The 11,640-nt window shown below is 39.5% G+C and carries 7 protein-coding genes; 2 read left to right on the top strand and 5 right to left on the bottom strand.

The genetic code is table 11. The features are described from left to right. Positions 1-159: 159 nt before the first annotated feature. The 5 genes from ACESTD_RS14520 to ACESTD_RS14500 all read right to left on the bottom strand — a co-directional run bounded on the left by ACESTD_RS14520 (position 160) and on the right by ACESTD_RS14500 (position 9,521). Positions 160-660 carry a hypothetical protein gene (locus tag ACESTD_RS14520; RefSeq protein WP_117991365.1) on the bottom strand — a complete coding sequence of 167 codons (501 nt, stop codon included), beginning with the start codon at positions 658-660 and terminating at the stop codon, positions 160-162. Then, complete coding sequence (locus tag ACESTD_RS14515; protein ID WP_117967064.1) at positions 657-1,892, bottom strand: AAA family ATPase; 1,236 nt, start codon at positions 1,890-1,892, stop codon at positions 657-659. Before ACESTD_RS14515 ends, ACESTD_RS14520 begins: the two co-directional genes overlap by 4 nt. Positions 1,893-2,358: 466 nt before the next feature. Beyond that, positions 2,359-4,521: a hypothetical protein gene (locus ACESTD_RS14510; protein ID WP_229079637.1), complete on the bottom strand. Its 2,163-nt coding sequence runs from the start codon at positions 4,519-4,521 to the stop codon at positions 2,359-2,361. 7 nt (positions 4,522-4,528) lie between these two features. Beyond that, complete coding sequence (locus ACESTD_RS14505; protein WP_373158956.1) at positions 4,529-8,017, bottom strand: DEAD/DEAH box helicase family protein; 3,489 nt, start codon at positions 8,015-8,017, stop codon at positions 4,529-4,531. A 1,198-nt stretch (positions 8,018-9,215) separates the two neighbouring features. Further along, positions 9,216-9,521 carry a hypothetical protein gene (locus ACESTD_RS14500; RefSeq protein ID WP_227188728.1) on the bottom strand — a complete coding sequence of 102 codons (306 nt, stop codon included), beginning with the start codon at positions 9,519-9,521 and terminating at the stop codon, positions 9,216-9,218. Between the two features lie 816 nt (positions 9,522-10,337). On the opposite strand from ACESTD_RS14500, the gene ACESTD_RS14495 reads away from it, so the two are divergent. Both ACESTD_RS14495 and ACESTD_RS14490 read left to right on the top strand, forming a co-directional pair. Further along, the gene (locus ACESTD_RS14495) at positions 10,338-10,562 is read left to right on the top strand and encodes a hypothetical protein (RefSeq protein ID WP_195288819.1); all 225 of its coding nucleotides are present in this window, start codon (positions 10,338-10,340) and stop codon (positions 10,560-10,562) included. 377 nt (positions 10,563-10,939) lie between these two features. Continuing rightward, positions 10,940-11,566, top strand: a complete 627-nt coding sequence (locus ACESTD_RS14490) for a metallophosphoesterase (protein WP_195288818.1) — start codon at positions 10,940-10,942, stop codon at positions 11,564-11,566. Positions 11,567-11,640: the final 74 nt, after the last annotated feature.

Raw genomic sequence — 11,640 nt, 5'->3', positions numbered from 1 at the left:
TTCTTCTTTCATAAAAAAAACTGTGTTAGCAAAGTTAATACTTTATTCCTTGCTGACACAGTTTAATTTACATCCTCCCAAATAAAAGAACATCAATATTTAATTGATATGAATCGAATAATTCAACATTAGCAAAGTCTATTTTCTATATTGTCCTTTTCAATCTATTTCGATAGTATTCTCTATTCTGAGGATATAGTTCGTTTCTGCAAAAAAGTTTTCCATACGTACCGTTTGTCCGCTTCTGAATCGGGGCTTCGCACTATTGGCTATATATGCCTTCTTAACGGTAAAGGCATTCGATTCCCCTTCATCCTCAAAACGCTTGATTGTATGCCGGAGTTGTTTCTCGGCGTCCTTAATCCAGTTTGCTCCTTTAATATTCCTGTCTTTCAGTTCTACGAAAATGATTGTTTTCTCATAAAACAAGCACCCATCACAACGGTTATCCATTGTACCGTCAGGCTTCAGAAGTTCGATACAGTGATCGACAGGTACAAACTTCACTTCTATCTCATAGTAGTTATCTACCACAGCTATCCAGTTCTCACCCTCGCCCTCTGCTATATATGCTTTCTGCTCCGACGCAGGAGGGTCACAAACTCCAAATCGTCTTTTACTGGATGATGTAATATGCTCTTTCAGAAAAAAGTTAATCATAATGTCTGTTGGATTTCTAATAATTCTGCAAAAGTTTCGTTTGCTTCCTCAAGCATATTATTCAGGAAGTTATCATCGGATGGTAATCCTTGATAAGTCTTCAACAGAGATATGCTACCGTCTCCTTCATCCAATTCATAAATAGCAATATCTGTCGGATTCATAGATGAATCTATCGGATAAACAGCATTGATCTGTTCCAATACATCACTGTTCGAAGTAGCTTTCTCCTTGAGCATACCAGCTTTGACAGCAATTGTCAGGACATTAATTAGGTACGGACTATGTGTAGTTATAATAAGCTTGTTTGCTTCCAGTGAATTATTGAAAGCCAACAAGCTCTGTATGATTTTCCATTGCGATGACGGGAAAAGGTTCTGTTCGGGTTCTTCCACAATATTAATAAAAGCTGTTTTATTAAATTGAGCAGACAAAGCAGACAGCGCGGTACGCCTTTGCTCATCAGTCAGGCTTTTGTCTGCCCAAATGGATTTCACCCCCTCGTTGAATCGTTGCAATTCATTTTGGCTCATCTTCTGTGGATTTTCCACCTGCCCCTTTACCCTATTGACAAGATACCAGGAAACCAGAAACAAAGGAACTAACGATTGAAAACCACTGGATGCCTCGGACAATTCCACGGTATAATCTTTGCCGGACACATTTATGACATCACCTAGCTTATCATATTCTATATTTGCCTCATTGATAGGTAGGGACAAATATCCCTTTATGGCATCTTTAGCATTGTTGAATTCTGTGAGGTATTCAAGCAAAGAGTCAGGCAAAGCTTTGAGTGACTTTGCTTCTTTTATAATACTGATGAAATTTCTTTCGGCAGGAACATACATAATCTGTGGCAAATGATATCCCTGCATAGGTCCCTTGGTTATTTCAAAATTTCCCTTACTATATTTCATTGAATATGCTTCACCCTCATACTCTAACTCTGCCGTATCTTCATTCTGCTTATTATAAAAGTAACGCTCGATACGATGATAACCGCAATAAGTACCCCTGAACTTCTCTGCTGAGAAATCCGCTATGGCATAATCACTGCGGACCAAAGCTTTCTCAATCCACATAAACGTAGAGATCAATTTTGCCACACAGCTTTTTCCGCTTCCCTGGTTGCCGATGAATACAGAAACATTCTTGATATCCAGCCAACCGTCGTTATCCAAACGCCCTTGTCGGATAGGACCGAAATTTTTGATTCTAATTCTTGCCATACCTTCTTACTATCTTGTTTATATGAGACATTCTTATTAAAAAAACTCATCAGCAAAGATACTACATTTATTCAAATTACCCCGATAAAAGCCAACTGGTTCATGGATATATCATCAAAAAAGCTTCTTTCCCTCCTCCCGAATGCACCCTAAAATTGCTTTTCCTCTATGTCTTTTCCACTTTTTTTGTTTTTTTATCCCTCAAATTGGGTGGAAAAATTAAACTTCCGCATCAATATATAGAGAGAAGACTTTAAATAAGAGGGCGTAAATTAAACTGTGTCATACGTGTTCTCTCTCAAGCTCATCGGTCGGAGAGCGGCCATCTTAAGGGACGGGTGGTCCCGCCCCTTAAGATGATTATAGCTGAATCCTGTTTCTTATTTATATAATATTTTGAGCACTTCCTATTAAATAAAACTGTATGGTGAACTTTTTGTCGTCATTATCTTCCCCAAAAGTATTTCTACTTTACCTTTTTTGTTAATTCATTTAATTGCTCTTGAGCTTTATATATTTCCAACCGTTCCTTGAGAAATTTAAAAATTGAAGGGTGAACGGAAAACTCGTTTATCTTATTCCAACCGTCCCCCAACGAGTATATCAGTTCGTTGACAAAGGCCTCGTCAGGGGTTATGTCGCTGAGTATTTCTCGCACATACACTTTGTGGTTAATAGAATGAAAATTCCCCTTTGTATTTGGGCCAGCGCAATACTTCCACAACTTCGCATCCTGTTTCCAGTAATGTACATTAACGCATGCAGCCAATGTTTCCTCGCTGCGACCTGCAGTTCTGAAGTCTTGCCCTTTCTTGATATTATACTTACTAGTTACAAATCGCATTAGTTTCCGGGTAAGTTTCTCTTCCGGTGGAGCTTCCTTGCCCAGTTTCTTAATGTCTGAATAGAACAAGTCATGAGACACATTATCTGCATATTCACGAATACGCTGCTTGCATAGTACCTTCGACTCATTGCTTTGTACCATATCCATGAGGTCATGGTATACCTCAACTGGTACTTGTATATTCTTTAATCCCACGAGTGCCCGGTGTATTTCCTCCATTTCAGGGAAGACAAACTCACAAGTGTCATAAATGTTGTATGTGATACCATCCTTCTCAATGCAATAGATAAAGTTTTCGTTATATCCCTTCTTAAATGCAGGAATATGATATTCGTACGATTCAAAATTCTCTCCCAAAACTGTAATCACGCCATCGTGAGTCAATTGCGGTTCTCCAACCTTGTAAGCTATCGAACCGTCTTTGCCAATGGTAAGTTGTACAAAGTAATACAGATTCTTTTTCTTTTTCTCTGCATACGTGATGACGCATCCTTTGAAACGGTCTATCATATACTGAGGCAGTGCCTCCTTTATACAATAGTCCTTAATCAGTATCTGGCGGAAGATATTCTTGATAGTGGCCGCCTCAATCTCTGATTTAATCATCACATCTTGGGTAGGAATTTTCTTTTCTATCAGTTCCATTTTCTCTTTCAAACGTCTATAATCTAAGGTTTGGTGTTCGCTATCAGAAAGTTTTTCCTCTTGGTCTTTGTCACCAACGATACGAATGCAGATTTGTTTCCTACTCTTGTCCTTCTCATGGCAACCTTCAAAGCTATTGCCGAACAGCTTTTTGATATACTCCCTTGATTTCTGCTCTATCAAACTTCGTAACTTTTCCACACCTGTTTCGGTGGTATGACAGGCTATCTCAATCCATGAGGTAGAGAGCATATCACGCAACAGTTCATCTTCTTTCTTGAACTCTGCATCCTGTGCTTTCAATAATGTAGGCTTTTTGTACTCTATTGGATTAACAAACACGTACTTCGAATAGGTTGTAAGAAAGTCCTGCAGCACACTTCGAATAAGATAAGCCTGCGATTCCTCAAAGTGTTCTATATCACTGAATCCTAGGAAAGGTATGTGATTCTTGTTGTCTTTTCTAAAAACAGACGGATGGTTATAGTATTCCTTCGTTCCCTTCTTTTTCTTGGAAGAAAAATAGATTCGTTTTTCATCAAACTCCAAATGATATACCGGAGAATCTTTCTTGTTATTCTTTTTTACCTTGTCTTCCTCGGCAAAAGTTAATGTGCGCGCAGTCAAGAGATTATCGTAATCGAAACTAATATGCAGGCCCAACTCCTCACCTGCACTTCTCCCTTTATTATATATGCTACTGCAAGTGCCACAAATTAGTTTACCATGGGCATAGCTCAAGGTTTTATTACGATTTGGAATCATTGACAACAATAGGTTTAGCATATTGTTAGTATGGATACCTTCATCGTAAGCAGGACGATAGGTAATCTGTTTAATTTTGACATTAACTTTCTTCAGACATTCCTGCAGCAGTGCCATTGTGAGTTTCTCCTTCTTGGATGAAGCAAATAGGAATATGCGGTGCTTGGATGATTCGCCAGATTGTGTATTCTTAGCCATTTTGTTGAAAGCACAGATAGCACTGTTCGGGTACAAGCCTTCCAGTTTGCAATAAATACTTGTAATGTTGTCGAAGTCAACATTATCATATTCTATCTTGAAGAAATCGTAATCCTCCAGAAATTCTTTCCAGAGAAATTCCACTATCATGTGATTGGTTCTTATCTTTTCCATAGTTATTTTAAGTTGTTAATCTATCAAGAATATTCTGCACGTTCTTGTCGATGACGGACCCTGTTTCAACATCTATCAGACCATTTATAATTGGTAACTGGGGATCACTTCCAAGGGTAAGTGAATGTGAGTAGTTACCAGCATATCGAGGTACATTGACTATGGCATACTTGCCACCACAATCCTTTATCTTGCCTTCCCAAGCCTGTGCTTTCACATGCCTGTTGAAGTCACCATCCACCATGTATTTTACATCTACATACAGTCGGTCGTTCACTACCCAGTCGGCCCTCTCCCAAATCTCTTCTCTTGGTGAGCTTATGGTACAACCTGCGTTCTCCAATATAACCTTGAACACTTGCTCACCGAAATAGCCAGTGTAAACCTGTTGAATAATCCGTGGTGAGATGACCCATGCCTTGCCTTTCCATGCAGTGCAATAGTCGTTCTTCTCAAAGTAGTCTCGTATGAATTGCTGCCTCATGATAGCATCCATGTGAACGCACGAGTCTGTATAGTTCAGGTTCATCTTCTTTGCTTCCTCTGTTTGCACATAATACATGCGCATAGAAGTCTCAATATCCTCCCTGTTATCAAATTCTGGATGCTTCATCACATACTCACGAATCTTATGCACCCTATTACGAGCTTGACGGGCATATTCGTCAGTACCCTTGAAACTAATACCTACCAATTCACTAATATGTCGTTCTCTACGGTGTTCTCCATTTTTGAATGCAATGTCAACTTCTGACTCTTTACCATTAATTCGGTCAAGTATACATGGATCTTCATCTATCGACTTGAGCACATGTTTCAGCAGTTCTGTCTGAACTTCTGGTTTTCTGGCGATAATCATAGAGTATGCCATATCCTTACCTATAGCCACATGGATGGTCTTGTTAAACACCGTTGATCGAGTGATACGTCCTAGTGCCTGTACTGCCCATTTTAAGCAGAAGGCATCATAGGCAGGTGTGCTTTTCAATGCTGCTTTTATCTGTATCTCTCTACGTTTTAACACTTCGGCTAGGTCATCAAGTATACGATGATGCCTTCTGCGGAGTAAGTCACGCTGGAAGTCAGATTTTTCTTTCAATACCAACTGGTTGTCAGTTCCCAGAATACTTAATGAGATGCAAGCTTTGAGGTAATCATCCACATCCAACAGAGGGATAAAGTTCGTAGGCTTATCCATAATGATACCATCAAAGTTGCAGCGAGTGTCTTTGCGGTCTTTTGTATTTGGAGCTTCCAAACAGTGTTTCTTTCGGTATTTGGCATCGGTATCAAACAGATAGTTCACGCCTACAGCGCCAGACTGGTAGCATACAAAGCAGAACATCTTTAGTCCTGGCTGTTCTGCCAACAGTTTCTCTACAGCCTCCAAGTCATCCTTGAAATACTCACCACTCAAGAAACAGACATTCAATTCAGGATAGATATCCGCGCGCCTTCTTGTTATTTCATCGTTAATAACATGCTGCTCCATGACGTTGACCCCAAATGTTTCGCCACGCTTTGTCACTCTTGCCTGCTGTAGTATATTCAACACTTTCTTTATTCCTATACTACTCTTACCTGTATATGAGAATGGCTGGAAGTACAGCCATGCTCTGGCTTCAGGCTTCTTCATAAACTTCATGTAATGATTCAACATATTTACTATTCGAGCAGAGTTGTTCTTGTCAAACTTGTTTTTACCATCCATTACGAAGTCTAAACAATCCTTCAGTGCTGAACTGCACTTACCGAGGTAATCTTCCAATATTTCTTGTGGTTGAGTCTCTTCTTCATTGTAGAGAGAGAACTCCACCTTAGGGTTTGCATAGTTGAGAGCAATATATTCTTCGATCTTATGCAAAGTCTCATTGCCCATCTTCTCCACTTTCACGCCTTGCTTTGCTATATAATTGAAATCATAGTTGTGGATAGGTGTCTGACAGTCTGCGGTAGCGCTACACATTATCACCCGGTTGTGATTAACCATCTCCAACAGCACATTTTCAGGCATGCACCTCATTTCGTGATAGTCGAAGCAGCACGAATAGCGGTCATTGTCATGAGAATATATCTCGATGAAGCTGATACCCTTATCATAGATAGACTTGCCATCGGTTTCTTTACTGTTATTAGAACGTGGAGTCTGGAAAGTGGTTCCGTTGCGTAATTCTTGCAGTGCAGAGCGATACTCCGTATTACCTTCGTTTATGCCCATATATTTAATAATGTGGTAAAATGCCAAATCACCCTCCAAATCAACAGCTGTATTTGTGCCTTTTTTCTTACGCAACTCGTTTTCTATTGAAGCATACACTTCTGCATGCTTATCCACAATTTGTACAAAGTCCTTCAAGAAGAGCATTATGCGGTTTGCTACGAATGATAAAGTTTTGTCATTTTGGTCTTTAGTTTTCTTCTTCGTGAGTAGGTAGGATGTGTATTCCTCCTTATTATTGTGAACAGAGAGAACAACATTCTCAGCAGAGAAAGTCTGGTCTTCGTCGTAAAAGATAAAGTTGCCATGATTTACATTTTCCTCCAACTCAAGCCCGCTCAATATTTTCTGAGGATTAATGTCATCAATCAACTCTTTCTTTTTCGTCCTTATTGCCTCCAACATGTCCTGAATGTTCATCTTGTGGTCTGCCCATTCAGGCATTTTCTGCATATCCATCACTTCTTGGTAGTGCTGACAGATAAAGTAGCACAATCCCCAGAAGTTAAAACGTCTTCTGCGACCACACTCACAATCAAACAGACGCTTCATTGCAGCCTCTTTCACACGATCAGACTCATCAATAATTACCAATGAGTTCTTTATATGCTTCCAGTAAGGCTGTGTACCTTTACGTACCAACTTTGGCGATGCCGTGGTATGCAGCTTTGAGGCAGTCAACACGATAATCTTGCTCTTGTAGAATAATAGTTCTGGATATAGTTCCTCCAGAATCGGACATTCTGTGAGTATATGAGAGGCTATCATCTCATCAGTCTCCTTCTTGTATTTCTGTCGGATAGGAGTAAACACCTTTCTGCGTACTTTCTCCATCAGATGCAGGCGGTTCTTGCCAATCTCCTCAACCATCTCGTCCGTAACATCGGTGTACGAGTATAAACGTTTCAGGTTTGCAAATGTCCTTTCACCTTGAAACAGTTTGCTCCCCTCCATCTTCATACGGATATCAGGGTCGGTGAAGGCACGTTCCCACTGTTCCTCTTGTGAGTACACACGTAAGATGTCATGCTCCTTTAGTTTGAGCCCATTCCTCTTTAGGTTCTTTTCAATATCCTCGATGGTAGCATCCAACTGTTTCTTGGCATCAGTCACATAGATGATACGTCTAGCATCTTCCTTCTTCAACTCCTCAGCCATCATCTGGCAGGAATTATACGTTTTGCCAGCACCAGTAGGCAATGGCATTACAAACAGGCCGCGATTAGGTTGTGCAGCCTTAAACAGTTCTTCGAAAATATAATTGGTGTTTTCAGTCATGTAAGTTACATTTTATAAGGTTACGGGATAAAAGTACGAAAAATAGTGCAGTTTCAGAAAGAAATCAAACGGAAATCTGAATACTTTCAAAGAATTTACCTTTGTCACAAGTGCAATTCATAGAAAAATACTATATTTGTAAAAACAGAGGTTGTACCTATTAAAATAGATTATCACAGATAATCACTATCTATTTGCGGATACAGAAGTTCACCTGTTTTCTATCTATTTACAAAGGTGTGAAAACCCATGATAAATATAAAAGGCTTTCACGAATATATTTTGTTGGCTAAAAGAAATAGAAGAAGAAATTTTCAAGATAGCTTCTGGGTGAAGCCATTTCTTTTCTTCCCTTTGTTTGATTTTATTTTAATAGACTTATATATGATACGGGGGGTAAAGTAAAGGTAATCCTTAATTCCGCAATATTTGGTGGAAATATGTATTTGGGCAAAATTAGAATAGTTATGCTTAATGAACATTATGCTTTGGATGCATAACATGGCTTTTTCATTTAAGCTTTGATTTGGGGTTACAATTCCTCTACTCATGTCAGTGCGGCATGGGTACTAATTCTATTGTTGATAATCAAAAATTTACGAATATGTCAAGTCTAAATTATTTTCATTTCTGAGCTAAAAAATGTAACACATTAGTGAAGCTTACCGATGGTTCCCTTGTTATCTCAGCCGTACCTTTTCGCTTATCTGATATTTTTTTCTTCTGTTCTTCCAAACAGCAATCAGTGCCAAGACTATCCTTTGAATCGTGTCGAGGTTCCTAGCCGCTCGTTCAACCTTATGCTTTATGCTGTCCTGCCGGAGGTTGCGGTCAAGATCCCAGTGCATGCTTTCAATAGCCTAATGCTGCTTGGTTATCTGACTAAGCCGCTCTGCACTGCCAGCCAGGCTTGAAATATACACTCGCTGTTCAGATGTAATCCTACCATCAGACTTTTTCTCCGTAGATGCGAGTATTTCTATAACTGTCAAATTGCCATTCCATTTTTTCTTGTCGACAATAAGTTCTTCTCTACGGTATGGTACGGCATATCCTTGACTCAATCCTGCCGTGTTCCAAGTATGGACCTTCCTTATAGACATCAGTCGGGGTGGCTGTCTTTATAGAGTATTCAAGCCCATAGCGCAAAGATCTTTGATTCACCTTGAGTTCGATCACGAAGTCGCCTCCTTTATCTCTAATTCTTGTCTATTCTATTATTACCTTTTGGAATGATATGACATCTGCCGTGACTATACATCCTGACACGTCTAGTTTGTCCAATAACCGGGGCACGGATTATTTCATTACTTTTCTCCTTGCAAACATCAGTGGTCAAAATAAAGCCAGAACGGAGTGAATATGCAGAGACGATATCAGGGTTACGTCCGTTGTCGTACAAGGCACCTCGCATGGCCTTGCCATCAATACAAATGATGTCAGTTGCCGAAGCGGATATTTCCTTGCGGAGAACGTCTGCAAAAGCAGACCGGTGAGCAGCCATCTTTTCATTGTCTATGTTTTGAAACACACGACAAAGCATAGCTTCTGAGGGTAACCCATACGGAAATAACCCTTTTGCTTACAGGCCTTTCAAATGATGTTTGCCAAATTGAAATATTTCAGCTCTGGTAATACACTTACTGAGCCTCCCCAATATGACAAGCATGAGTATGTCTTCAAGTTTGTGTTTAAAGTTTCTCCTGCTTGTTCTGAGGTATTCAGGGACTGAAGATAACAATTTTCTCAAATGATTCAGAATGTTGCCACGAAGACAGTTAAGGTGTTTCTTCTTTTGTAGTATTATACGTAAAAAAATGTATATCAAGGAAATAAATCATATTTTTACTATCGAAAAAACAAAGGTAGAAGACAATATCATTCTTATTGAATTCCGCCTATAAAAATGAATGATAAGAAGAAATACTTAAGGCGATGCTGCTGCATCGCTACGAGCTAATGTAAAGATTTATACTACAACAAGCGATAAACAATATTTCTTAAATGAAAAAAGCCGTGGGTCATAGGCAAGAAAAATCACTCAATTTTTTGCTATGTTGATTTTTTGCTATAACTTTACGTCTAAATTTAAAAAATAATTAAAATAAAGGTAATATGCGAATTCATAATTACACATTAATTTCTGCAGAAACATTCTGCACCATTTATAAAGGATGGTGTCGAATGGCGACGTGCCGTGTTGTGTAATATAGTGAATAGCCTATAGAATTAGCTAAATATTTGTGCACAATATATCGGGAGATGTCGCCTATGCGATGTCTCCTTTTTTCGTTTTACCCTTTAAACAATTAAAATTAAGATGATACAGATTATTACTTATGCACTTCTCCATCGGAAGGTTCTAGAGCATGCTATTCAGTTGGCATTATCATGGCCTGAAGGCAAGATTGAACCGATTCAAGCCGTGATGCTGAATGCATTTAAACGATATTACGCAGGTACCGTTGATCTGGAATTGACATCTCAACAAATTCGTGAGACCCTGATGGCAATAAGACAGATTAATACAGGAAGTACAGGCTAGCATTAAATTATCAGAGTCGGGCGAAACGGTTCTCACCGATCAAGAAGTCTTGGCATTGGAATCCATTTCTGCATTCGTAACACGTTTGATAGTTTGTCGAACGGAAGATTGCTTTGACTAGTGCCATATCCGCCATATTGATCATAATGCACATGAGGAATTGGAACGTTTAGCAATGCATTCCCACATCTTTTGTTGGAATATAGAACGTTATGTTTTATGGTATTTGCTATTCCGAAGAAAGCGACATCTTGTGGGATATATACCAAGTGTTACGCCATGAGTGTTATCTTAATTTCAGTGATAAATATATAGAACTGATGCGATGAAGACTGCCCGAGAGCAACTCATAAAAATTAAAATAATCATAGAAAACGATGAATAAGATATACTTTACGGCCGACTTGCACTTCGGTCATACGAACATACTAAAACACCAGCCCAACCGCCTGTTTGCTGGGGAGAATGATTCGACCAAACATGATGAATGGTTGCTCGAACTTTGGCGGAACACAGTGGGTAAAAAGGATATGATATATATCCTCGGCGACCTTACATTCCTCAAAAGTGAAGGTGCCCGCCTGTTGTTGGAAAAACTACCCGGCCGCAAATACATGGTTGTGGGCAATCACGATGGTTCCATCAAGGCTTATCGTCAGTACTTCATGCGTTTTGAGGATATAATTGATCTGACGGTAAAGCCCACGCTTTGTCCGGAAATTCCAGAAAACGTAATGTTGACGATGTGTCACTATCCGATGGTGACATGGAATCACAAACCTTACGGCTCCATCATGCTTCATGGTCATTGCCATGGAAAGCTCGATGAGTACAATGCTTCATCGCCTGACCTTCGATTTGATGTGGGCATCGATGGAAAACTCGCTTCGAAATACGGTGGTTTCATTCCGATGGAAGCAATCTATGCCGAAACAATGGCGAAGACTGGTGGCCTATCAACGCATCAATACGCTAAACAATTTTATGAATCAGCTAAAAGATAAAAATTATGAGTGAATGTACTAGCATATATTTAAGAAATAAGGAAGTAGGGTCGCAGAGGTATCGTGAATGCCCT

This window comes from Bacteroides sp. AR20 (assembly GCF_964250605.1).
Classification (GTDB): domain Bacteria; phylum Bacteroidota; class Bacteroidia; order Bacteroidales; family Bacteroidaceae; genus Bacteroides; species Bacteroides uniformis.
Note: the sequence above shows the minus strand (reverse complement) of the source record. Positions and strands in the feature narration are given on the sequence as shown.

Excerpts from the sequence above, each read along its gene's own strand:
- ACESTD_RS14510 (WP_229079637.1), bottom strand. The coding sequence starts at position 4,521 with ATGGAAAAGATAAGAACCAATCACATGATAGTGGAATTTCTCTGGAAA.
- ACESTD_RS14495 (WP_195288819.1), top strand. The coding sequence starts at position 10,338 with ATGATACAGATTATTACTTATGCACTTCTCCATCGGAAGGTTCTAGAG.
- ACESTD_RS14490 (WP_195288818.1), top strand. The coding sequence starts at position 10,940 with ATGAATAAGATATACTTTACGGCCGACTTGCACTTCGGTCATACGAAC.
- ACESTD_RS14520 (WP_117991365.1), bottom strand. The coding sequence starts at position 660 with ATGATTAACTTTTTTCTGAAAGAGCATATTACATCATCCAGTAAAAGA.
- ACESTD_RS14515 (WP_117967064.1), bottom strand. The coding sequence starts at position 1,892 with ATGGCAAGAATTAGAATCAAAAATTTCGGTCCTATCCGACAAGGGCGT.
- ACESTD_RS14505 (WP_373158956.1), bottom strand. The coding sequence starts at position 8,017 with ATGACTGAAAACACCAATTATATTTTCGAAGAACTGTTTAAGGCTGCA.
- ACESTD_RS14500 (WP_227188728.1), bottom strand. The coding sequence starts at position 9,521 with ATGGCTGCTCACCGGTCTGCTTTTGCAGACGTTCTCCGCAAGGAAATA.